The organism is Devosia sp. 2618, assembly GCF_040546815.1.
Classification (GTDB): domain Bacteria; phylum Pseudomonadota; class Alphaproteobacteria; order Rhizobiales; family Devosiaceae; genus Devosia.
Genome location: NZ_JBEPOO010000001.1, coordinates 234,758 through 257,279, shown reverse-complemented (window position 1 = coordinate 257,279; position 22,522 = coordinate 234,758). Strand labels below are relative to the sequence as shown.

Here is a 22,522-nt window from a genome sequence, read left to right as displayed (position 1 = left end):
GGCAGTCTCCGTAAGAATCAGTTTTGCCGACATTAGTGTGTGATCAGCAAATATGGCTATGAAATTGCGGTCGTTTCGGGAGGAAGCGGTCGCGGCTTAATTGATCGAAAGGGTCGGCGAAAGCCGCGTCCAGTTGGTTTCGGCCTGACTGCCGGCGGCATCGGGCGATAACAGGAAGGCTTCCCGGTTTGCGGCTGAGTAGAACAGATACAGGCGCTGTTTGAAGACGGTGTAAATTCTGGGGTCGCTGTCGGAAACATATCCGCGCGCCATCGCCATGCCGCAGTGACCACCGAACTGAGGCACATAGATTTCGGGCTGGCGCATGAAGACGTCGCGATTGGCTGCACTGGCGAAATACCACGACACATTTTGCCAGATATATTCGTAATCCCCCCGCCCCTGCTGTGGCTCGGTTTCGGTAAAATAGCTGACCGGGTCCATGCCGTAGATACCGATGCCCGTCAGCGGGTCGGTGACATAGCGCGTCACCATCGACTGACCCAGCACCGGCCCCAAAGTGGCGGAAACCATGGCCAAAAGAGGCAAAACAAAGGCGAGGATGGTTAAGATTTGTTTAGAGGTTTGCTTCATCATCGACCCAATGATCGGCTTGCCGATGGCCAAAAGTCTGCTGCCTAAGACTAGTGTCGAAGGCTTAATGACTCCGTAATTGCCGGCTATCGCACCACGCCCGGGAGAATTTTATGTTCAAGCGCCTTGCCCTGCTCATCGCCGTTATTGCCGGTTTGGCTTCGCCGATATCAGTCGCATATGCCCAAGGCTCGCTGAGCGACACCTTCTCGGGTGAGGAACTGCTGAACGACGGCAAGCAGTTCTTCGGCTCGACCTCGCAGGGTCTCGCATCGCTGGTGGAACGCGCTGTCAGCCAGTTCGGCCTGCCCAATGGCTATATTCTGGGTGAAGATGCCGGTGGCGCCCTGTTCGCCGGCGCGCGCTATGGCGAAGGCATTCTGCACACCCGCAATGCCGGTGAATACAACGTCTATTGGCAGGGGCCATCGATCGGCTTTGACGTGGGCGGCGACGGCTCCAAGGTCATGATGCTGGTCTATAACCTCAACCAGATCCAAGACGTGCTCGGCCGCTTTCCGGGTGTCGATGGTTCGGCCTATGTGCTGGGCGGGTTCGGCATGACCGTGATCCAGCGCGCCAGCGTGGTCATCGTGCCGATCCGCTCCGGTGTCGGCGCGCGTCTCGGCGTCAATGTCGGCTACCTCAAGTTCACCTCCGAGCCGACCTGGAACCCCTTCTGATCTAGACCGGGTTCGATACCGGCCGTTTTTCGATCTCCCGAAAGCTCTTGCGGGCCAGCGGGAACAGTGTGACGACCAAATAAACAAGGCCCATGACCACCAGCGTCATGGGCAGCCCGGCAAGGGTGATCATCGCCCCGCCGACCAGCCCGCCAAAGGGCAACAACACCCAGCACAGCGCCATATTGAGTGACATCACCCGGCCCACCAGCGGCCGCGGGATGCGTTCGAACATCACTGCCGAAATGATGGGATTGAGAAATCCCGAGGCGAAGCCACCGATAATCAACGTGGCAAAGATCGCCGCCATCGGCACATCCACCGCGAAGATGATAAAGCGCGGAAACCCGGTAAGCAGGAATGCAATGACATAGACCGGCAGTCGCGGCAGGCGCGCGCCGATCATGGCGGCAATGGCGGCCCCGGCAATCGAGGCAGCCATAAAGACCGCCAGCAACATGCCGAGCAGTTCGGGACCATGTCCGCCATCCTGAGTCCAGACCGGTAGAAGGATGGCCGCATAGGCCTGATCGAGCAGATTTGTGGTGGCGACCATGATGATGATGCTGACCAGCACCGCATCACTCCGCAGGAAATTCCAGCCTTCGAGCAGTTCCTGACGATAGGAAGTGGCGGGGAGGGTTTGCTCTTTTGGGGCAGCTTGCAGGCGCGGAATGCCCCACCAGACGACCAGTGCCGACAGGGCAAAGGTGGCGGCATTGACCCACAGCGCCTCGGCCGAACCAATCAACCCGATCAGCGCCCCTGCCCCGGCCGCGCCGACGCTCGAGGCAAGTCGCTCGATGGCCCCCACCACGCCAGTAACGCGCTCCAGCGGCACGTCGGCCAGTTCGGCAATATCGGGCACCATGGCTTGCTTGGCGGCGTCTGACGGGCCGCGCAGCACACCCATGAGGAAGACGATGGGCAACAGCACCGGCAGCGACAACAATCCCAGCGTGTGCAGCAGCGGAATGAGGCCGACGACGAAGACCGAGGCAAAATCGCAGACGATCGCCACGCGCTTGGGGCCAACACGGTCGATCAGCGGCCCACCCAACGCCTTGGCCACCACATAGGGCAGTAGTTCCAGCATGGCGACGAAACCGGTCAGCACCGGATCGCGCGTCGTGGTCAGCATCAGCCAGGGAATGGCGATGGTCGATAGCCGCGTGCCCGACAGGGAAAGCGTCTGCGCGACGGACAGCGCAAGGAAGGGCCCGCGCGCGCTCATCTTGTGTCGTCGGGGTCGGGCATCCGCCCCGGATAGGGGAAGGCATGGAGGTGAACCGAAAATGGCACGGTGCCCTCAGGCAATGGCTCACCCAGCTTGGGCGCGGTGCGCATGACTTCAAACAAGAGTTCGGTCATTCGCTCGGTCAGGGCCTTGGCCTGTTCGGGTGTCAGGGGAATGGTGAAATCGCTGGCGGTGCTGGCCTGCCGCCATGGCTCTGAGAGGGCCGGATATTCGTCGAGTGCCTGCTGCATCTGGCCAACCTGCCAGGACAGAGCTGCCTGCGTGAAGGCGAGCCCGGCCTGCATCTCGTCGCCGTCGGTGACATCGCTCAACACCTGCGTCGTCTCATGCCGGGCGCGCCAGACGCGGTCGCGGCGCGAGATGCCCGGTGCTTCCTCGATAAATCCGTGCAACGCCAACTGCCGCAAATGGTAGCTGGTGGCGCCGCTATTGAGGCCCAACAGCCCGGCCAATTGCGTGGCCGTGGCCGGGCCATCGATGCGCAGCATGCCGAGCATTTTGAGACGCACCGGATGGGTCAGCGCCTTGAGCGCCGTGGCGTCTGGGACGACGCGGGACAGGTCGCGGGGAGTTACGGCGGAGGGCTTTTCGGACTGGCTCATAGCGGCAGCATATATCGCAAACAAATATTTGCAAAGATATGTTTGCAATACGCGAAGTCACGATCTCAGGCGCCACGTGACGGGCCGTTTAAAAAGCGTTAGGGTTAATCCCCGGCGAAGATGGCCACTGCACTTCGTTGCTATACAGTCGCAAAAGTCCGTGGGCGCACATGGATTTCGGAGTTTGACCAATGGTCATCGAGAACATGATGTATTTCGCGCTCGGCCTGCTCGTCGCGGGCCTGGGCGCGTTGATCATTCTTCCAGCCGTCTGGAAGCGCGCCGTCCGGCTGACCAAGCGCCGCATCGAAGCCGCCACCCCCATCACCATGGCGGAATTCCGCGCCGACAAGGATCAGCTGCGCGCTGAATTTGCCCTGTCGACGCGCAAGCTGGAAATGAATGTCGAGACCCTGCGCGGTCGGCTGGCCGAACAGCTGGGCGACGTCAACCAGAAGCGCAGCGATCTGGGCGCGCTCAAGGCCGAGCGCGAGCAGCACGTTTCCATCGTCGGTGAACTCGAAGCCCGCAACGCCGAAGCGACCGCCCGTCTTGCCGAACTCGAACGCGAAGGCACCGATCTGGCGCAACGCCTGCGCATGCGCGAGCGCGATTTCGAAGCGCGTGGCGAGGAAGTCAGCAAGCTCCGCGATACCCTGCGCGATGGCATTCCGCGTGACACCCAGCTCGATGCCGACACCCTGAGCGGCGACTATGACGAGGACGTCGATCGCCTGACCACCGCCTTGGCGGTCGAACGCAAGCGCGTCGGTTTCCTCGAAGATCAGGCAAAGAGCCTGATCAGCCGTTTGGAAACCTCGGATCGCCGCAGCGCCGAAGCCAGCGACGCCATTGCCAAGATGCGCGACGCGCTGGCCGGTAGCGACGACAAGAAGGCCGCAGCGGCCGAAAACCTCAGTGCCGCCGAAGCGCGCATCGCCAGCGCCGAGAAAAGCCTCACCTCGCTCTTGACTGAGACGGGCCGTGTGGTGGAACTGCCGGGCGCAACCAGCGAGCCCCTGCTCGCCGATCAATTGCGCCGCGAAGCCGACGTTGAAAACCTGCGCAAGCAGGTCGCCAATGTCGAAGTGACCATATTGGCCGATTGGGATACCGAACGCATGGACGAAGGCAAACTGCGCGACCGACTGGCGGAAATCGCCGCCAGCGTCAGCGGCCTGGTTTACGCCGCCGACAAGGAGGCCCCGGTCGCCCGCGTCGAGGAAGAAAGCCTATTCGACCGCGTGCAGCGATTTGCCGATGAAGTCGTGGCCGAAGCCGCGCCAGTCCGTCAGCCCAAGCGCGAACGCAAGGGCAACGTATCGGACCGCATGGCCGCGCTGCGCGAAATCCAGGCCCGCTGATTATTCGCCGATAACCACGGTGCGGGTCAGCTCGCCGGTCGCCTGATCAAACAGCGCCAGTGTCGTCACGCCATTGATCACATAGGTCACATTGATCGCGCCCTCGTTGACGAGAGCCGACACGACCGACGCCCCGGGCGGCAATGCAACCTGCTCCGCGACTTTTGGCGGCGGCGAGTCACGCATCACGCGATAGACAAGGGCGAAGCCAATCGCCATAAAGCCCAGCAACAGGATGCCTATCGATATCCCGAACGAACGGCGCGCCTTGGCAAACATGGCCAGCGCCTCGGGGGACAGTGGCTCGTCCGCTTTGGGGCCGCCAGGCCCAGTCAGATTAGGATCACTCATGGCCGAAAATACCGCTGAAGAGTTCGAGGGCGACGAAGTCGAAGTCCTTGTGGACGCCGACATTGCCGGCGGACGGCTCGATGCCGCCCTGGCGAAGGTCCATACCGTGCTGAGCCGCAACCGGATCAAGGATCTGATCCTTGCCGGCGCCGTCACCATCAACGGGAAAACCGTTAGCGAGCCCAAATACCGGCTTACGGCTGGGGAAACAATCGTCCTTGTTGCCCCACCCCCAGAAGATGCCGAGCCGCAGGCCCAGGATATCCCGCTCGACATCCTCTATGAGGACGATCAGCTCATCGTCATCAACAAGCCTGTCGGCATGGTGGTGCACCCTGCCCCCGGCTCGCCGGACAACACGCTGGTCAATGCGCTGCTGTTCCATTGCGGCGATAGCCTGCAGGGCATTGGCGGCGTCAAGCGCCCCGGCATCGTGCATCGGCTCGACCGCGACACCTCTGGCGTCATGGTTGCCGCCAAGACCGAGCGCGCCCATCGACACCTCTCTGACCAGTTTGCCGACCACGGCCGCACGGGCCCACTGCACCGCGCCTATATCGCCTTCGTCTGGGGCGTGACTGAAACCGGCAAGGGCACTGTCGAGGCCCCGCTGGGCCGCGATCAGAACAATCGTCTGAAGCAAGCCGTGCGCAAGGATGGCCGCGAGGCCATCACCCACTATTTCGTCGAAGCCCGTTTTGGTGACGAAGGCTGGGACATCACCCGCGTGCAGTGCCATCTCGAAACCGGCCGCACCCACCAGATCCGCGTCCACATGGCCCATATTGGCCACCCGCTGGTCGCCGACGCCGTCTATGCCTCAGGCTACGCCACCAAGATCAACCGCCTGCCACCCGATGTGGCCGGCCCGATCCAGGCGCTGGGCCGTCAGGCCCTGCACGCGGCCGAACTGGGATTTGAGCATCCGGTAACGGGCGAGGAAATGTTCTTTGAAGCCCCGCTGCCGCCAGATCTGCAGGCGCTCGAAGACGCGCTGGAGAATTACGATAAGGCTTTTGCACGATAGGCTAGTGGTACGCCCTCATGGTTCGAGGCTCGTAAGAACTCGCACCTCACCATGAGGGCTACTTTAGCACTGCACCAAGAGTAGCCCTCATGGTGAGGTGGGAGCGTAAGCGACCCTCGAACCACAAGGGCGTGCCCCCGGTCTCACCACAAGGTGAATGAACCAAACCTTGGTTGAACGCGTATATAATCCGTGGCTGCGGCCGATTGGTGCAACCAAAACGTTTTTCTGACGTTTCTTGCGGCTGCCTCTCTTACAAAAGCCAAAATGCGGATTATATATCCATCGTATTATGCCGATGGGCCTTTGGGACGCCGGCAATAATATCTGCCCTAACTGGGCGCTTGAGCGGTTTGGTAATTCTGCCGCAATCCAGCAAAGCCAGTGTGGGGGAACAAGAAAGGGGTGCGTGCATGGCCCAGACAAATCTTCCAGTCCTCTCTGCCGAAGGGGGCTTGAGCCGCTATCTTCAGGAAATTCGCAAGTTCCCAATGCTGGAACCGGACGAAGAGTACATGCTTGCCAAGCGCTACAAAGAACATGCTGATCCCGGCGCAGCGCAAAAGCTGATCACCAGCCACCTCCGTCTCGTCGCCAAGATCGCCATGGGTTATCGCGGCTACGGCCTGCCGATTTCCGAGGTGATTTCGGAAGGCAATGTGGGCCTGATGCATGCGGTCAAGCGCTTCGAGCCTGAAAAGGGCTTCCGCCTGGCGACCTACGCCATGTGGTGGATCCGCGCTGCCATTCAGGAATACGTGCTGCGCAGCTGGAGCCTGGTCAAGATCGGCACCACCGCCGCCCAGAAGCGTCTGTTCTTCAACCTGCGTAAGGTAAAGGGCCAGATCGCTGCGCTGGACGATGGTGCGCTGCATCCAGACCAGATCGCCCAGATCGCAACGACGCTCAAGGTCACCGAAGCCGACGTCGTGTCGATGAATGCGCGGCTCTCCGGGGACGCTTCGCTCAACTCGCCAATGCGGGCTGACGAAGGCTCGTCTGAATGGCAGGATTGGCTGGTCGATGACACCCCAAGCCAGGAAACAAGCCTGGGCGAAAGCCAGGAGTTTTCTGAGCGCATGGGTCTGCTGAACAGTGCAATGGACGTACTCAACGAACGCGAACGCGCCATCTTCCAGGCCCGTCGCCTGCAGGACAACCCCTCGACCCTCGAGGAACTGGCCCAGCAGTATGACGTCAGCCGCGAGCGCATCCGCCAGATCGAAGTCCGCGCCTTTGAAAAGGTACAGGACGCGGTCAAGCAAGCTGCGCACGTAAACTAAGCTTCACGAATAGAGATGATGAAGGCGGGCCATGTGCCCGCCTTTTTTGTTGGGCGCTTGGAGGCACGCCCTCCTGGTTTGAGGGTCGCTGCGCTCCAACCTCACCATGAGGGCTACTCTTGGTGCAGTGGTTCGGTAGCCCTCATGGTGAGGTGCGAGTTCTCAACGAGCCTCGAACCACGAGGGGCTTGGCACTATGGCCCAACCAGATCCCACAACCGCTCCTTGCCCAAAATCAACAGCCACGGCGTCTCATCCGCCGGCACCACCTGCACAACCCCGCCCGTCCCCTCATTGGACGTCCCGATCAAACCACCCGGCTCCAGTCGCAGCCCATCCATCGGATAAAGCAGCCCCGTCGACCTCAAAAAATCCACCGGCAACAGCGGATGGATCGACACCCGCTCGCCCAATCCGGCCGTAAACGTAATCGGCCCCACCACCGCCAGCGCCACATCCACCTCATCGACCAGCAACAGCTTCCGCTTGGGCGCAAACTGCAGCACGGCGCTAAGCGCGGCCAGCGTGTGATCGAGGCGCTTGCCCGTCATGCCGAGCGCCAGCGTCACCGGCGCCGAAGTCGAATAGAGCGCCTTCTGGAAATCGGTGGTGATCTGTTCGGGGATGTGGATAACCCGCGTGCGGCGCTCCCAATCGGCCCGATCGGTCAGCGAATCAAGATCGCCAATGATGGCGACGGGCACCAGCCCGGCATCGCCAATGGTGTTGCCGCCGCCATCGGCGGCCACCAGCGCCACGCCGCGTTCGACCAGCTCTACCAGCAGCGCCGGGTCGACCACGCCGCCGCCGACAATGGCCATGGGCCCATCGAATACGACCATTGGCGCATCCACCGCACGCACGGAAGTGTCTTGCACTGTCACATCGCTCTCATTAAGTGTGGGGTGTCTCGCTGGGGTGTTCCGGAGTTTTCCGGAGCTGAGAGTTACCCATTGAACCTGAACCAGGTCATGCTGGCGGAGGAAGATCGAGATGGCAAGGGCGTCTCGACGTCCGTACCATTGACACATCCCTTCTACTCATGGCCGCACACCAATGAAGGGAATGACCTATGGTCAAATTCACTCGTCTGGCGCTTGCGGTCCTAACCGGACTGATTGCCGCGCCCGCAATGGCGCAGGATGCGCCCAAGCTCACCATCTACACCTATGACGGTTTCGCCGCCGAATGGGGCCCCGGCCCGGCGCTCAAGACCGGCTTTGAGGCCATCTGCGGCGGCTGCACCGTCGAATGGGTTGCCGCCGACAGCTCCATCGGCACCCTGCGCCGCGTGCAGCTTGAAGGCGACACGACCCCAGCCGATATCATCGTCGGGCTCGATACAGCGGTAGCCGGTGAAGCCCGCGCCACCGGCCTTTTTGCCGATCACGGCCTGTCGCTGACCGACCTCGCACTGCCCGGCCAATGGACCGACGCGCAGTTCGTGCCGTTCGACTATTCGCACTTCGCCTTCATGTATGACACCGACACGATGCAGACGCCCCCGACCTCGTTCGAGGAGCTGATCGCGTTGCCGGATTCGGTCAAGATCGTCATTCAGGACCCCCGCTCGTCGACGCCCGGCTTTGGTCTGGTGCTCTGGGTCAAGGCCGCCTATGGCGACCGCGCTTCCGAAATCTGGGCCGGCCTCAAGCCGCATATCCTGACCATCACCCGCGACTGGAGCGAGAGCTATAACCTGTTCCTGACCGGCGAAGCCGACATGGCGCTGAGCTACACCACCTCGCCCGCCTACCACATCATCGAAGACCACGATGAGACCATCAAGGCGGCGCTGTTCACCGAAGGGCACTATCCGCAGATCGAAGTGGCAGGCGTGCTGAAGTCATCCAAGCACCAGGACCTCGCCAAGCAGTTCCTCGCCTATCTCGTTTCGCCCGACGCCCAGCAGATCATCCCGCACACCAACTGGATGTTCCCCGTGGCCAACCTCGCCGGCGATCTCGATCCCACCTTCGCCAGCCTGCCCCAGCCGGAAAAGACGCTGACCCTGTCCGACGAAGACATCGCAGCGCATGGCCAGGAATGGATCGACGAAATGCTCAAGGCTGTGCAGTAGGCGCCGAAATGGCTGAGCACGCAGGCGGGCGGCATCAAGTATCGCCGCCCCTGCAACTCGCTCCGCGTCGAATATACCCCCACCCTCATTCCCTCCCCACAAGGGGGAGGGACGCCAGCCTCATGCCTGCGGATACGTTATGCCAACCAAGTCTTCAGTCAGCTCCCTCCCCCTCGTGGGGAGGGATCAAGGGTGGGGGGCGAGAGCCACCATGCTGACCCTTCCCCACCGCCCAATCCGTATCGCCGCAGCCGTCGCGCTTGCCATCGGCATTGCGCTGCTCATCGCGCTCGTGCTCTGGGCCATCCTTGCCGCCGCGACTGGCGATGTCGGCAGCACGTCGCGCATCGACATTCCGCATCTGCTACGGATGACCTCCATTCAGGCCGGGCTGACCACCGTGCTCTCCATCGCCGTCGGCATCGTGCTGGCCTGGGCGCTCAACCGGCTGCGATTTCCCGGCCGCGATCTGGTAGTGGGACTGTTTGCCTCGGCCATCGTCACCCCCGGCATGGTGGTGGCCTTCGGCCTGCTGTCGATCTGGGGCCGCAATGGCTGGATCAACAAGGCCAGCGAAGCGCTGTTTGGCGCCTCCATCGGCAACCCCGCTTTTGGCCTGTCGGGAATCCTCTTTGCCCATGTCATCCTCGATGGCGCCTTTGCCGCCCGTATCATGCTGGCGCGGCTCGATGCCATTCCCGATAACCGTCTCAAGATCGGGCAATCGCTTGAGCTATCCGCCTGGCAGCGGTTTTCCATCATCGACTGGCCGGCTCTGCGCGGCACCATTCCGGGACTGGCTGCGATCATTTTCCTTCTGGCTTTCACCAGCTTCCCCATCGTTTTGATGCTGGGCGGCGGCCCGGCCAACCAGACGCTGGAAGTGGCGATCTATGCCGCCGTGCGGCAGGATTTCGATCTGGCTGGCGCGGTGCGGCTGGCGGCAACGCAGATCGCCATCTGCTCTGTCGTTATCCTCGCCGCATCGGCCCTCGCACCCATTCCCACCAGCCTCGGCAGTTCGGCGACGCCGCGCTGGCGCGACCGGGGCGCGGCGCGCCTGTTGCAATGGCTGGCGCTGGGCGTCTGCACCATCGGCTTCATGCTGCCGCTGGTATCGGTGCTGATTGATGGCCTCGGCCCCGGCACGATAAGGGTGCTGATGCAGCCCAACTTCTGGTGGGCGACGCTGAGCAGCATCACCATCGGCACCGCGTCGGCGCTGCTGACACTGGCGCTTGCGCTGACACTGGCACTGGGCCGGGGCGCGACCGGCAGCGGCGTATTGCGAACAATCCTCGGCATGCCAGCCTTCGCCTATCTTGCCGTGCCCGCCGTCGTGCTTTCGCTGGGGTTCTTTCTGCTGGTGCGTAATCTCGGCGTGGCGCCTGCCACCGCCGCGCCATTCGTCGTCATCGTCGCCAATAGTCTGCTGGCTTTGCCATTCGCCATGGCGACGCTTGGCCCGCCCATGGAGGCGATTGCCCGGACGCGCGGCAAGCTGATCCGCTCATTGGGGTTGTCGGGCTGGCGGCAATTCATCTTTGTCGAATATCCCCTCCTCGGGCGCGATATCGGCGTCATGCTGGCGCTGGCCTTCTGCTTCTCGCTGGGCGATCTCGGCGTCATCGCCCTGTTCGGCACGCAGGACTTCCAGACCCTGCCACTGATGATGTTCCGCGCGCTCGGCTCCTATCGCAGCAATGATGCGGCCGCGATTGCCGCACTCCTGTTGATCGGCACCATCGTCGCCTTTGTCGGCCTGCCCAATCTCTTCGAAAGAATAGCCAATGCTGCGCGTTGACCATCTGACCTTCGCCCATCCCGGCCAAAGCCAATCCTACGACTTCAGCTTCGAGGCGGAGGCTGGCGCCGTCACCGCCATTTCCGGCGCAAGTGGCTCGGGAAAATCCACGCTGCTTGATTTGCTGGCTGGATTCCTGACGCCGGTGGCGGGACGCATTGACCTTGATGGCAGCAATCTCGTTCCCCTGCCCCCGGAAGCCCGGCCTGTGTCGCTGCTGCTGCAGTCGGAAAGCCTGTTCGACCATCTGAGCGCCGCAAAAAACATCGCGCTGGGGCTGCCGGCAGGCACCGCGAAAGCTGAAACGCAGCGCCAGATTGCTGAAGCGCTTGGAGAAGTGGGATTGCCCGGTCTGGAAGATCAGCCAGCCAGCACGCTATCGGGTGGCCAAAAGCAGCGCGTTGCGCTGGCGCGAACACTATTGCGCAATCGGCCGGTGCTGCTGCTGGACGAACCGTTTTCGGCGCTGGATGACGATACGCGTGGTGTCATTCGGCAACTGGTGCGGGAGCTGACGGTGCGGCATGGCTGGCACACGATCTTGGTCAGCCATCACTCCGATGATGTCGAAGCGCTGGCGAGCAGGCACTATGCGCTGAGTGGTGGTAAACTGGTGGCGGCTTAGTTGCTTCTGTTGCCCGACCTCGTGGTTCGACAGGCTCACCATGAGGTCTCAGGGAGGTCGCGAATGGTGATGGGATGAGCAACGATAGCTCGACATCCACGGTGCTGCCCTCGGACTTGATCCGAGGGTCCCTTACCGCTTGTGCCGGATTGTGAGTTGCCCTCGGATCAAGTCCGAGGGCAGCGTGGTGGGGCTTGGAGAGCGAGGGCACAAAGGAGTGCTTCAGCCGCCCTTAGCGTGCCCAGGCCGTGAAGACCTTTTTGAACAGTTCCTGTGCTTCATCGTCTTTTTCGAGGGTGATGATGGCGTTGCGACCGGTCCCATAGACCACGGCCAGATCCATCCACTTGCGGTTCTCAAGCAGATTGGTGTTGTTGGTCGCATCGCCCGGCGTAGCGCTTAGCGCGAACAGGAACGAGTTGCCGACGACACGCGCCGAGGCACCCACCAGCGCCGTACCCGGCACCAGTTCCTGATCCTTCAGCAGCACACCCGGAAGGTTGGCAATAGTGCCACCGATAAAGGTGTCGCTGACGTTGAAGTTCACTTCCATCAGATGACTGGCTGGCAGGCTCGGATCGGAGTTCTTGCGGATCGTGATGTCGACGCCAAGGTTACGCGCCGGAATGCTCGCCGCGCCCTTAAGGGTCGGCAGGCCCAGTTCGTCAACGCCTTCGGTCCATTCGACGGTGCCCGAGAAAGGCACGGCGCCGGTGGTTCCGTTCTGGCTGGCTTCGAGCAGCAGCGACTGGCTACCGGCGAGGACCGCTGGATCAACCTGTGCGGCCGGATCGTCGGTCGACATCGCCACCGGCGCTTCTTCACCCTGCAGACGCTCTTCCGACTTGATCTCGCCATTGGTCACGTCCGGCAGGACGCTCTCATTGCCGGTCGGCTGAACGGCCTGCGGCGTTGGCTCAAGGCGATCGTCAGCCTGCAGATCGGTAATCTCGGCATTGGGCTGATCGGTCGTGGTCGGCACCGTGTTGCCGGGCGCAGCCTGAGCGTCGGCATTGGGCTCGACAGGATCAAGCGTCGGCGTCGAGACGGTCGGCTGCGCGGAATCCGTCACCGGAACCTGGGTGCGGCCAAACATCTGGTCGAGATCGACATAGCCTTCGCGCCATGCCCAGAACCCTGCCCCGCCGACACCGGCGAGCAGAATGGCGAACACGACGAGGAAAATGGTCAGGCCCGAACCGCTGCGCGGCGGCGTCGGCGCCACGGCAAAGGCGGCGTCATCGCGCTCGCTGTTCAGCGCAGATAGCGGCGGACGGTCTTCAACGAATGGCGTGCTTTCGCCGCGCGCTTCGCGATCGAGCGTTTCGATGGCGCTGGCAATAACGCCTTCCGCCTCGCTGGTATCGCGCTCGACGTCCACTTCGCGAACGCTGGACAGCGCGGGATCGATAACCGGCTCAGAGACCTCGACGGGCATCAGCACCGACTGACGCGCAACGGCCTGGCTGCCCGAAATCGACACCGGCTCGATGCGGCCCGGCAGGCGAACAGACTCCGACGCCGTATTTGCGGCCAGAGGCAGCGAATCACGGCGCGGCTCAAAGCTTGGCGCACGGAGCGGCGCTTCGAGTGGCCGGACGTTGGAAATGGGCGACAGGGTCGACGATGGTCCCTGCTTGCTGGCCTCGGCGCGCGCCACGATCGAGGGGATCGAACGCACCTCGGCTGTGGGCTGCGGCTCGGGCGATGGCTCGTCCTCAGGCTCTTCTTCGCTGGTCAGCGTGACGGGCACGCTGGAGCTGGCAGCAGCCTGCGAGATGATGTCTTCGATCGAAGTGGTCGGCACGGGCGCAGCCGCTGCTTCAACCGGCTTTGGCGTGGGTGCAACTGGCTCAGCGGCCTTGGGCGTTTCGGCCAAGACCGGCGCAGGCGCTGGAGAAATCCGCTCTGGAGCAGGTGCTGGCGGAGGAGTCGATGCCGCAATGGGCGGCATCGGAATTGGGCGTGCGGCAGCTACAGTTTCGCGGCCCAGCGAGATGACGGCCTCGCTGGCTTCCTGCTCAACCTGTCGAATGCAATCTTCAAGTTGCAGCCGATGCTGGGTGATATCGCGTGCCGGCAATGGGGGATTGATGGCGCGCAGCTGGCCCACAAGAGCCGAACGCGCCTTCTCATAAACCGCCCGACGGGCAGCCCCATTATTCTCCGGCAACGCCGAGATAGCCCGGCGCAACAGCTCCTTGTAGTCCGCCATCGGTTACTTGGTACTCACTATTGCAGCGACGTGTTGTAACAAAAAAACTTAGTCTTGGAATGGGTCTACGACAAGGATCGTATCCAACCGTTCTGGACTTGTAGACAGCATAGCGACCGGCGCACCGATTTGTTCTTCGATGAACCGGACATATTTGATGGCCTGAGCAGGCAGTTCGGCCCAGCTGCGGGCGCCAGCGGTCGTTTCGGACCAGCCCTCAAGCGTCTCGTAAATCGGCTTAACGCGCGCTTGCGCCCCCATTGAGGCAGGCAAATAATCAATTCGTGATCCGTCGAGCTCGTAGCCGACGCACACTTTGATCTCCTTGAGGCCATCCAGAACATCGAGCTTGGTCAGCGCGATGCCCGAAATGCCCGAAGTCTTGACCGTCTGGCGCACCAGCACCGCATCGAACCAGCCGCAGCGACGTGGACGACCAGTATTGACGCCAACTTCGCGACCGACCGTTGCCAGGTGCTGGCCGATCTCGTCATCAAGCTCGCAAGGGAACGGGCCTTCGCCGACGCGGGTCGTGTAAGCCTTGGTGATACCAAGCACATAGCCGATGGCCGTTGGGCCAAGGCCCGAACCGGCAGCAGCCTGGCCAGCGACGGTGTTGGACGAGGTAACGAACGGATAGGTGCCGTGATCGTTGTCGAGCAGCGCGCCCTGCGCACCCTCGAACAGGATGCGGGCGCCAGCCTTGCGCTTGTCGTCGAGAACCTTCCAGACCTGGTCCATGAAAGGCAGGATTTCGGCAGCGACCGAGGTCAACTCGTCATAGATAACCTGCGCTTCGATTTCAGGCAGGCCCATGCCACGGCGCAGCGCATTGTGGTGGCCGAGCAGGCGCTCGATCTTGACCATCAGCGTTTCTGGCTCGGACAGATCGATCAGGCGGATGGCGCGACGACCAACCTTGTCTTCGTAAGCTGGGCCAATGCCGCGCTTGGTGGTGCCGATCTTGAGGCCGGACGTGGAATCTTCGCGGATCGCGTCGAGTTCGCGGTGTAGCGACAGGATCAGGGGAGCATTATCGGCAATGCGCAGGATTTCAGGGGTGATTTCGACGCCCTGGGCGCGCAGCTTGGCCATTTCAGCCACGAAGTGGTGTGGATCAACGACCACGCCATTGCCGATGACCGACAGCTTGCCCTGCACCAGACCGGATGGCAGCAGCGCCAGCTTGTAGCTGACCCCGTCAATGACCAGAGTGTGACCGGCATTGTGGCCGCCGTGATAGCGCACCACCACATCGGCGCGTTCACTCAACCAGTCGACGATCTTGCCCTTGCCCTCGTCACCCCATTGCGAGCCGACGACAACCACATTAGCCATTGAAATACCTTCTCCACGATAGGCACGACACAAAGGGCCCGGCGCACAGGCCGCTCCCTTATCCACATTGGACGTCTGTTCCCCCGGCCGCCTTTGGTTCAATTTTGAACGCGGCCGAATAACTGCTAAGTCCGATTGTCCTTACATCACCAAGGCGCCGATGACAAAGCCGCTAGACACCGAAAATCGCGGCATTTCCGCCCGCCTGCTCGATCAGCCTTATTTGTTGCTGATTTTAGCGCCGCTGTTCTGGGGCGGCAATGTCGTGGCGGCCAAACTGGTGGTCGGCGAAATCGACCCTTTCCTGCTGCTGGCGGCCCGCTGTGTGGGCGCTACGCTGTTCATCATGCCATTCTCCTGGCGTTATCTGCGGGCGGATTGGCCAGTCATTGCGCGCACCTGGCCGCTGGTCATGGGGTTCGGGGCGCTGGGCTATGCGCTCTATAATGTGCTGCTCTATATCGGCCTGACCACGACCACCGCCGTCAATTCATCGATCGAAACCGGCGCGCTGCCGATGATGATTCTCGCGGCAAATTTCATCGTGTTTCGGGTGCGTGCCACCTGGCTGCAGATTTTGGGCGTGCTGATCGCTATTTCCGGCGTCATGCTGACAGCCACCCATGGTGACCTGACCCGGCTTTTGACGCTCGACATCAATATCGGCGACGGTTTCGTGCTGCTCGCCTGCCTGACCTACACCGCCTATACGCTGGCGCTGCGCTTCCGCCCGCAAATCCACATGATGAGCTTTATGGCCGTGGCATTTTTGGGCGCTGCCATCACCGGGCTGGTGATGCTGCAGCTGTTCGGGCCGGGCGTCGGCTCGTTCACCACCATCCCATCCATGTCGCCGACGGTCTGGGCCGTGCTGGCCTATGTGATGATTTTTCCATCCATGTTCAGCCAGGTGTTTTACGCCCGCGGCGTGGAACTGGTTGGTCCCAATCGCGCGGCACCAAGCCATAACCTGATCCCGGTGTTTGGCGCACTGGGTTCAGTGCTGATCTTGGGGGAACGGCTTGAGCTTTACCACTATCTCGCAGCGATCATCATCATCGGCGGCATCGTGCTGGCCGAATGGGCGGCGCGACGCAAACGGACTGACCACATTGCTTAGCGACGCACAGTTTGCCGCCCATCTTGAAGCAACTATTGCCCACTATCTGCGGGTGACGGCCGCGCCGGGCGAAATGCTCTCGCTGCTGCGTTGGCAGATCGGCCAAGCCGATCGCCTTGACCTGCGCACCACCATGCCCGGCCACCTGACGACCAGCGCCATCGTCCTGTCGCCCGATCATCAGCAGGTTCTGTTGATCGATCACGTCACCATCGGACGCTGGTTGCAGCCCGGCGGCCACTATGAGCCATCCGAGCATTTCTGGCAGTCTGCCGAGCGCGAGGCCGTGGAGGAAACCGGGATCACCGGGTTAAGGCTGCACCAATGGCATGGGGGCACGGACCGCCCCTTTGTCATCGACAGCCACGACGTTCCCGGCAAGCCCGCGCGCAATGAACCGCCGCATGTGCATCACGACCTGCAATATCTGTTCATCGCCGATCCGGCCGCGCCACTGGTGCATCAGGTGGAAGAAGTCCATGCCGCAAAGTGGGCGCCGATTGCCGAGCTGGATGGGATTTCGCCAAAGGCAGCTGTGCGACTGCGGACGATAGGTCTGTCGCAGTAGACCTCATCCTGAGCCTGTCGAAGGACGAGGTCTACTAAGACAGGATCTGCGTCCCCACCTCGTGGTTCGACAGGCTCACGGGAGCGCAAACGAAAAAAGCCGGCGCTTGCGCGCCGGCTCTAATTGTCAGTCTGCCGAATTTCTTAGAACCGCAGTGCCTTGGCCTGCTTGACGCCTTCCAGCGAGGCAATTTCGGCCAGCTGGGGTTCGGTCAGGGTGCCGTCGATGGACACGAGCGCAATGGCGTCGGCGCCGACATCGGCACGGCCGAGGTTGAAGTTGGCGATATTGATGCCAAGCGTGCCCAACAGTGTGCCCAGACGACCGATATGGCCCGGCTTGTCCTCGTTGGTGACATACAGCATGGACGGCGACAGCTCGGCTTCCATGTTGATGTCCTTGACCTGAATGATGCGCGGCTTGCCATTGGCGAACAGCGTACCGGCCACGGCGCGTTCCTGACGTTCGGTGATCAGCGTCAGGCGGATATAGCCCTCATAGGCGCCCTGGCGGTCGCGATTGGTGGTTTCGACCGTGATGCCGCGATCCTTGGCGATCTGGGGCGCGGAGACCATGTTGATGTCACCCAGCGATGGCTTGAGCACGCCATTGATGGCTGCCGCGATCATCGGCTTGGTGTTGAGCTGGGCAACATTGCCCTCGAACTCGATCTTGATGCCCTTGATCGCCGTTTCGGTCAGCTGACCGGCAAACGAACCCAGCGTTTCCGCCAGCTTGACCCATGGCGTCAGGATCGGGGCTTCTTCAGCCGAGATCGACGGGAAGTTGAGCGCATTGGTGATTTCGCCGCTCATCAGATAGGCGGAAATCTGCTCGGCAACCTGCAGCGCCACGTTTTCCTGCGCTTCGGTCGTTGCAGCACCAAGGTGCGGCGTGCAGATGACGTTTGGCAGTTCGAACAGTGGATTGTTCTGGGCTGGCTCTTCGAGGAACACGTCGAGCGCCGCGCCGGCAACCTGGCCGGACTTGAGCGCGTCATAGAGCGCTGCTTCATCGATCAGACCGCCACGGGCGCAGTTGATGATGCGAACGCCCTTCTTGGTCTTGGCGAGGGCGTCAGCGCTCAGAATATTGCGGGTCGCGTCGATCAGCGGCGTGTGCAGCGTGATGAAATCGGCGCGGGCCAGCAGCTCGTCGAGCTCAACCTTTTCGACACCCAGGGTCTGGGCGCGTTCTGGCGACAGGAACGGGTCAAACGCGATGACCTTCATGCGCAGGCCAATGGCGCGATCGGCAACGATCGAGCCAATATTGCCAGCGCCAATCAAGCCGAGCGTCTTGTTGGTGACTTCAACGCCCATGAAGCGGTTCTTTTCCCACTTCGAAGCGCGCGTGGAGGCGTCGGCCTCTGGCAACTGACGGGCCAAAGCCATCATCATGGCAATGGCATGCTCAGCCGTCGTGATCGAATTGCCGAAGGGGGTGTTCATCACGATGATGCCCTTCTTGGTCGCAGCCGGAATGTCGACATTGTCGACACCGATACCAGCGCGGCCGATCACCTTGAGATTGGTGGCAGCGGCAATGATCTTTTCGGTGATCTTGGACGCAGAGCGGATCGCCAGACCATCATACTGGCCAATAAGTTCGAGCAGCTTTTCCTTGTCCTTGCCCAGATCTGGCAAATAGTCGACGTCGACGCCATTGTCCTTGAAGATCTGGACGGCGGTTGGGCTGAGCTTGTCGGAAACGAGAACCTTGGGCATTGGGGTAATCCCTGAAATATAAAGGTTTTTTGAGGGGATACCCTCACCTAGCCTCCCCCTGATAGGGGGAGGAACAGCTCCGAGTCGGCAGCACATCTCGCCACTTACTCGATCAGCCCCTCCCCCTATCAGGGGGAGGTTGGGTGGGGGTACTCGGATCTAGAAGTTAGGCAGCCGCTGCGAGCGCGGCCTTTTCTTCGGCAAAGGCCCAGTCCAGCCACGGCGTCAGCGCGGCGAGGTCAGAGGCTTCGATGGTCGAGCCAGCCCAGATGCGCAGGCCCGCCGGAGCGTCCTTGTAGGAGCCGAAATCGTAGCCGACGCCGAGCTTGTCGAGACGCGACACGATGGCCTTGGCGAACGCTGCCTGACCATCGGCATCGAGCGCGGCAATCGCCGGATCGACAATCGACAGGCATACCGAGGTATTGGAACGCTGGTCGGCATTCTTGGCCAGGAACTCGACCCAGTCGGTCTTTGCAACCCAGTCCGCCAGCACGCCAAAGTTGGCATCGGCACGCGCCTGCATGGCCTTGAGGCCGCCAATCTCGAGGCCCCACTTCATCGCATCGACGGCGTCTTCGATGCACAGCATCGAAACGGTGTTGATGGTCTCGGCCTTGAAGATGCCTTCGATCAGCTTGCCGCCCTTGGTCATGCGGAAAATCTTGGGCAGCGGACGATCTGGCTTGAAGCTTTCGAGCCGTTCGACAGCGCGTGGCGACAGGATCAGAATGCCATGTGCAGCCTCGCCGCCCAGAGCCTTCTGCCAGGAGAAGGTGACGACATCGAGCTTGGCGAAGTCGAGCTTTTGGGCAAATGCAGCCGACGTTGCGTCGCAGATGGTGAGACCTGCACGGTCAGCCGCAATCCAGTCAGCATTTGGCACGCGGACGCCCGACGTCGTGCCGTTCCAGGTGAACACCACGTCGCGGTTGAAATCGACCTGGGTCAGATCGGGCAATTCGCCATAGGGGGCTTCAAGGATGCGGACGTCGTCCAGCTTGAGCTGCTTTTGCACATCGGTGACCCAGCCGGCGCCGAACGATTCCCAGGCCAGCATGTCGACGCCGCGCGCGCCAAGAGCGCTCCACAGGAACATTTCGACAGCGCCGGTGTCGGACGCGGGGACGATACCGATACGGTAGTCAGCCGGAACTTCGAGCAGCTCGCGGGTCAGGTCGATAGCCTGCTGGATGCGTGCCTTGGCGGGCTTGGCGCGGTGCGAACGACCGGTCAGCGCGTCAGCAAGCACATCAAGGGTCCAACCAGGACGCTTCGAGCATGGGCCCGACGAAAAATTTGGATTAGCCGGTTTTACCGCCGGTGCGGTTTGGGGCGTAACAGCCATCTTCAGCGACCCTCCCAGGTCTATGCGCTTCTCGTTAGGGAGAAGTGTCCTGAGACGAGCTAGTAGCCAGAATCCGAAGACTCCGCAAGAGACTTGATGGACGGATGCGGCGACCAAAATTGCGACAACTGATTGCCACCATGGCGATGGGCACGCAGTTCACCTGTGGTCAGCCAAATATCAATATATTCCGCTGAAAAAGAAAAGGCTCGCCGAAGCGAGCCTTACATGGCGTAGAACGCCAATCTTGCAATCCCAGGCTATTCGGCAAGTCCAAACGGAGAGGCCAAATATGCCGATGGGTACTAGAGCAGTGTCAGGTTGACAGCAGATTCCTTGCCGTCACGGCCGCTCTCGATGTCGTAGGTGACCTTGTCGTTCTCATACAGGCCCTGCAGGCCCGACTGCTGAACGGCAGAAATGTGCACGAATGCGTCCTTGCCGCCGGATTCTGGCGAGATGAAGCCAAAGCCCTTGGTGGTGTTAAAGAATTTTACAGTGCCAGTGATAGCGCCCATGGAAGTAGTCCTTCTAAGCTCGATGCGTTAGCGCGCGAGCGGTTACCCACCAGCACATGCTGATGGGGCCAAAAACGTTCGCATTTCAGAGCAGTGAGCCGAGGACCGGAAATGACCGGCAAAAGGCAGCCGTCGTAGGCTGAAAACGTATGCAGACCTTATCGGCCTTAAACGCGCGTAAAGCAAGGGCGGCATTTCAACTTGAGCTTCGCAGGCGCAATTGAGCGGATCTCGACGGAGCCAGTTCCTAAAATTGGTTGGCTCAACGTCTGCTGCGTTGACCTTACATTATCAAACCCACGACGTTGAGCAAGGTGGGTTGAGTTGCATCAGATATGCCCGATTGGCTGTGGCTTTCCGTAGTCTAACTCCGCAGTTTTGGGACCAAAGGGAGGGCACTGATGAACAGGGCAAATTTGATAAAACTCACCCGCGTCTTGGGCATGCTGGGGTCGGAACATGCAGGCGAACGGGCGTCGGCGGCGCTGGCGGCGCATCGGCTTGTTGCGACGCTGGGTGTAACTTGGTGGGAATTGCTGGATCGCCAGGAGACCAGGGGCGGAGGCGTGGAAATCCGCCGCGTGCATGAATATGGCGTTGATCAGCATGCCGCGGCAGAAGCGCGGATGCGACAGTTCAAAATGACCTGCAACGCGCTGACGGAGGAAAACAAGGCGCTGAAGCGGCGTATCGCGAACATGGTGGAGCAAGCGAGGAAGGCCGCAATGCAGGGGGAAGAGCCGGAATAGTGGCGCATAGAAACCATTGGCGCGGCGGCACTCTCCCCGATAAGGAACTTATTCCTTGGGGGAATTCGGTCTTGCTTAAAACGACAATCGCGCTTTGCGCCACGCTCTTTCTATGTGTCACCGCCAATGCGGCCCAATATGGCGCCATCGCCTTTTCGCCGAAAACCGGCGCCATCGGCTACAGCACCAAAGGGGCGTCACGGGGCAATGCCCAGGACTGGGCGATGTATTATTGCGGCCAGTACGCCAGAGATTGCAAAATCGCCGTCAACTTCAACAATGCCTGCGGCGCGCTGGCCATCGGCCGCAACGGCGGTTGGGGTGCGGACTGGGGATATACGCGCGCTGAAGCGGAAGCCGACGCATTGACGATCTGCCGACGCCACGACACCCGCTGCCGGGTGAAACGATCAGCCTGCAATCCGGGCAACTAGAGTCACTAGCCTCTGAGGGCCAGCTCGAGCGCACCCAGGACCTAAAGCAATGACTACGACCTTCAAACAAAAACTCGTCATGGAAGAGGTTTGCTTGAGTTCACCAAATTGTCAGAATGTGAGTTTGTTGACAGAACATTAATATATGGCAATCTCGCCACTCCGGTGGGGGTCGGTGAGATGCAAAGGATCGTTCAGATCATAAAGGCTGGCAAGTGTGTCGACGAAATGCTGGTGACATTGGAAGATACGACTGACGACGAAGCTTTCATCGTAGCTGCAAGAGAGATTGTGAGATCACAACCACAATTTGTTCCGGACGATCTTCACGCCCTACTCTTTGATGTTCTACCAGTTCAAACGAGAGGCGTCGCCCACAAGTCGATCCATCACTAGACCAGGCCATCGCGACTATTCAATACCTCGACCGGTCCCACCTCCATTGGTGGCCTAAGAACGAGCTGACGGTTGAGAATCCTAATACCCGCACCTGGCTCACGAACAAACGTTATGCGTGCGTGCTTCGAACCGCCCTGTCGGCGGTTCTGACTCTCGTGCGGCATCAGGTCCATTCGCCGCCGATCCGGCCCCAAATAGTCTTCTGTCTCAATGTACAGGCGATCCTGCCAAACTTGCCCTGCTAGACGGGTCGACAGAATTCGGGGCTTCTCCGGCAGTGAGATTACGTCGTCAAAACCCATTTTTATGTAATGAATTGTCTGCTCAAATGGGCCATCAGGCATAATGACAACGATGGGTGCATACTGCACCTTCGTGACTGATGACTGTCTTATTGAACAGAGTAAGCTCGCCTTTGCAGTATCGCTGATTGCA

General features: G+C 61.0%; 21 protein-coding genes and 1 riboswitch. Of the genes, 11 read left to right on the top strand and 10 right to left on the bottom strand.

Annotation, left to right across the window (positions count from 1 at the left end; translation table 11 throughout):
• Window positions 1–96: 96 nt before the first annotated feature.
• A complete protein-coding gene (locus ABIE28_RS01250; protein WP_354059376.1) occupies window positions 97–627 on the bottom strand; it encodes a YHS domain-containing (seleno)protein in 531 nt (176 codons plus the stop codon).
• 80 nt (window positions 628–707) lie between these two features.
• On the opposite strand from ABIE28_RS01250, the gene ABIE28_RS01245 reads away from it, so the two are divergent.
• Window positions 708–1,277 carry a DUF1134 domain-containing protein gene (locus tag ABIE28_RS01245; protein ID WP_354059374.1) on the top strand — a complete coding sequence of 190 codons (570 nt, stop codon included), beginning with the start codon at window positions 708–710 and terminating at the stop codon, window positions 1,275–1,277.
• A gap of 1 nt (window position 1,278) precedes the next feature.
• Here the strand turns inward: ABIE28_RS01245 and ABIE28_RS01240 are convergent, their stop codons facing one another.
• Entirely contained in the window at window positions 1,279–2,511 is a 1,233-nt protein-coding gene (locus tag ABIE28_RS01240) for an MFS transporter (protein ID WP_354059372.1), read from the bottom strand.
• Window positions 2,508–3,137 (bottom strand): ArsR/SmtB family transcription factor, encoded by a 630-nt coding sequence (locus tag ABIE28_RS01235; RefSeq protein WP_354059370.1) that lies wholly within the window; start codon window positions 3,135–3,137, stop codon window positions 2,508–2,510. The genes ABIE28_RS01240 and ABIE28_RS01235 overlap by 4 nt, the downstream gene beginning before the upstream one ends.
• Window positions 3,138–3,328: 191 nt before the next feature.
• On the opposite strand from ABIE28_RS01235, the gene ABIE28_RS01230 reads away from it, so the two are divergent.
• On the top strand, window positions 3,329–4,501 hold the full coding sequence (locus tag ABIE28_RS01230; protein ID WP_354059369.1) for a coiled-coil domain-containing protein: 1,173 nt from the start codon (window positions 3,329–3,331) through the stop codon (window positions 4,499–4,501).
• Here the strand turns inward: ABIE28_RS01230 and ABIE28_RS01225 are convergent, their stop codons facing one another.
• Window positions 4,502–4,852 (bottom strand): DUF6476 family protein, encoded by a 351-nt coding sequence (locus tag ABIE28_RS01225; protein ID WP_354059367.1) that lies wholly within the window; start codon window positions 4,850–4,852, stop codon window positions 4,502–4,504.
• On the opposite strand from ABIE28_RS01225, the gene ABIE28_RS01220 reads away from it, so the two are divergent.
• Window positions 4,851–5,879 carry an RluA family pseudouridine synthase gene (locus ABIE28_RS01220; protein WP_354059365.1) on the top strand — a complete coding sequence of 343 codons (1,029 nt, stop codon included), beginning with the start codon at window positions 4,851–4,853 and terminating at the stop codon, window positions 5,877–5,879. The genes ABIE28_RS01225 and ABIE28_RS01220 overlap by 2 nt on opposite strands.
• 413 nt (window positions 5,880–6,292) lie before the next feature.
• Window positions 6,293–7,162: an RNA polymerase sigma factor RpoH gene (gene rpoH / locus ABIE28_RS01215; RefSeq protein ID WP_354059363.1), complete on the top strand. Its 870-nt coding sequence runs from the start codon at window positions 6,293–6,295 to the stop codon at window positions 7,160–7,162.
• A gap of 194 nt (window positions 7,163–7,356) precedes the next feature.
• Here the strand turns inward: rpoH and ABIE28_RS01210 are convergent, their stop codons facing one another.
• A complete protein-coding gene (locus ABIE28_RS01210; RefSeq protein WP_354059362.1) occupies window positions 7,357–8,004 on the bottom strand; it encodes a thiamine diphosphokinase in 648 nt (215 codons plus the stop codon).
• Between the two features lie 62 nt (window positions 8,005–8,066).
• Window positions 8,067–8,167, top strand: a riboswitch (TPP riboswitch).
• 67 nt (window positions 8,168–8,234) lie between these two features.
• Between ABIE28_RS01210 and thiB the strand changes: the two genes are divergently transcribed.
• The 3 genes from thiB (at window position 8,235) to ABIE28_RS01195 (ending at window position 11,671) form a co-directional block, all read left to right on the top strand.
• Window positions 8,235–9,242, top strand: coding sequence for a thiamine ABC transporter substrate binding subunit (gene thiB, locus ABIE28_RS01205; RefSeq protein ID WP_354059360.1), 1,008 nt, complete (start codon window positions 8,235–8,237; stop codon window positions 9,240–9,242).
• Window positions 9,243–9,453: 211 nt separating this feature from the next.
• Window positions 9,454–11,046, top strand: a complete 1,593-nt coding sequence (locus ABIE28_RS01200) for an ABC transporter permease family protein (protein WP_354059358.1) — start codon at window positions 9,454–9,456, stop codon at window positions 11,044–11,046.
• On the top strand, window positions 11,033–11,671 hold the full coding sequence (locus ABIE28_RS01195; protein WP_354059356.1) for an ATP-binding cassette domain-containing protein: 639 nt from the start codon (window positions 11,033–11,035) through the stop codon (window positions 11,669–11,671). Before ABIE28_RS01200 ends, ABIE28_RS01195 begins: the two co-directional genes overlap by 14 nt.
• A gap of 232 nt (window positions 11,672–11,903) precedes the next feature.
• Here ABIE28_RS01195 and ABIE28_RS01190 read toward each other — a convergent pair whose 3' ends face one another.
• Window positions 11,904–13,886: a hypothetical protein gene (locus tag ABIE28_RS01190; RefSeq protein WP_354059354.1), complete on the bottom strand. Its 1,983-nt coding sequence runs from the start codon at window positions 13,884–13,886 to the stop codon at window positions 11,904–11,906.
• 48 nt (window positions 13,887–13,934) lie between these two features.
• Window positions 13,935–15,224: an adenylosuccinate synthase gene (locus ABIE28_RS01185; protein ID WP_354059352.1), complete on the bottom strand. Its 1,290-nt coding sequence runs from the start codon at window positions 15,222–15,224 to the stop codon at window positions 13,935–13,937.
• A 160-nt stretch (window positions 15,225–15,384) separates the two neighbouring features.
• Here ABIE28_RS01185 and ABIE28_RS01180 point away from each other — a divergent pair, with 160 nt between their 5' ends.
• The gene (locus ABIE28_RS01180; RefSeq protein ID WP_354059350.1) at window positions 15,385–16,344 is read left to right on the top strand and encodes a DMT family transporter; all 960 of its coding nucleotides are present in this window, start codon (window positions 15,385–15,387) and stop codon (window positions 16,342–16,344) included.
• The gene (locus tag ABIE28_RS01175; protein ID WP_354059348.1) at window positions 16,337–16,912 is read left to right on the top strand and encodes an NUDIX hydrolase; all 576 of its coding nucleotides are present in this window, start codon (window positions 16,337–16,339) and stop codon (window positions 16,910–16,912) included. The genes ABIE28_RS01180 and ABIE28_RS01175 overlap by 8 nt, the downstream gene beginning before the upstream one ends.
• Window positions 16,913–17,055: 143 nt before the next feature.
• On the opposite strand, the gene serA is transcribed toward ABIE28_RS01175, so the two are convergent.
• The 3 genes from serA to ABIE28_RS01160 form a co-directional block, all read right to left on the bottom strand.
• On the bottom strand, window positions 17,056–18,639 hold the full coding sequence (gene serA / locus ABIE28_RS01170; RefSeq protein WP_354059346.1) for a phosphoglycerate dehydrogenase: 1,584 nt from the start codon (window positions 18,637–18,639) through the stop codon (window positions 17,056–17,058).
• Window positions 18,640–18,805: 166 nt separating this feature from the next.
• Entirely contained in the window at window positions 18,806–19,987 is a 1,182-nt protein-coding gene (locus ABIE28_RS01165) for a phosphoserine transaminase (protein ID WP_354059344.1), read from the bottom strand.
• Between the two features lie 305 nt (window positions 19,988–20,292).
• The gene (locus ABIE28_RS01160; protein ID WP_354059342.1) at window positions 20,293–20,505 is read right to left on the bottom strand and encodes a cold-shock protein; all 213 of its coding nucleotides are present in this window, start codon (window positions 20,503–20,505) and stop codon (window positions 20,293–20,295) included.
• 401 nt (window positions 20,506–20,906) lie between these two features.
• On the opposite strand from ABIE28_RS01160, the gene ABIE28_RS01155 reads away from it, so the two are divergent.
• Window positions 20,907–21,254 carry a hypothetical protein gene (locus ABIE28_RS01155; protein ID WP_354059340.1) on the top strand — a complete coding sequence of 116 codons (348 nt, stop codon included), beginning with the start codon at window positions 20,907–20,909 and terminating at the stop codon, window positions 21,252–21,254.
• The gene (locus ABIE28_RS01150; RefSeq protein WP_354059338.1) at window positions 21,254–21,688 is read left to right on the top strand and encodes a DUF4189 domain-containing protein; all 435 of its coding nucleotides are present in this window, start codon (window positions 21,254–21,256) and stop codon (window positions 21,686–21,688) included. Before ABIE28_RS01155 ends, ABIE28_RS01150 begins: the two co-directional genes overlap by 1 nt.
• The last annotated feature ends 834 nt before the right edge of the window (window positions 21,689–22,522 follow it).